The organism is Pseudonocardia sp. SID8383 (assembly GCF_009864975.1).
GTDB classification, from domain to species: Bacteria; Actinomycetota; Actinomycetes; order Mycobacteriales; family Pseudonocardiaceae; genus Pseudonocardia; species Pseudonocardia alni.
Window position 1 is genome coordinate 1 of record NZ_WWFY01000227.1, and the last position, 687, is coordinate 687.

Here is a 687-nt window from a genome sequence, read left to right on the forward strand (position 1 = left end):
CCGGCTGGGACGCGGCGCTCACGCGGCTCGACGACGGCGCCCCCGCCCGCGCCCTGCAGCCCCTGGAGCTGCTGCTGCACGACCGGTCGTTCGATGCCACCGCCCTGCGGATGGCCGACGAGACGGGGGAGCGGCGCCTCGCGGCCCAGCTGCGGCTGCAGGGCACCCGCGTCGACGAGCGCCCAGCCCTGCCCGCCGTCGCGGTGCCGACCCTGGTGCTGGCCGGTGCGCTCGACCGGCTGTGCCCGGTCGATCGGCACACCGAGATCGCCGGGCTGGTGCCGGACGCCCGGCTGCACGTGCTGCCGGGCGCCGGTCACCTGCTCCCGGTCGAGGCCCCGGACACCGTGGCGACACTGGTGGCCGGGTGGACGGCCACGGTGCACGCCCGGGAGCGGGCTCGGGAGATGGGCGGGCAGTGATCGGGCCGGCAGTGATGGGGCAGGCACTGCACGCGAACTCGTGATCACGGCGCGGACCGGGCTCGGGACCCGCTGATCCGAAACCCGCGCGGTGATCGGCTGTTCGCGCGTGTCGGGACGCGCGCGAGGGCCGGCTCTGCGCGCACACCGCGGATCACCGCGCGGCCGTCGGCACGCGGGGGAGCCGAGGTGCCCGGCGGCAGGGGATGTGCCCCCGGGGCAGGGGACGTGCCGAGCGCCGGCTTCGGGGCGTCGCGCGGTCGGG

General features: G+C 78.0%; 1 protein-coding gene. It reads left to right on the forward strand.

The annotated features are described in order from the left end of the window. The coding region (locus GTW08_RS05515) for an alpha/beta fold hydrolase (RefSeq protein WP_161151508.1) at positions 1 to 422 on the forward strand (422 nt) is incomplete at its 5' end. Between the last annotated feature and the right edge of the window lie 265 nt (positions 423 to 687).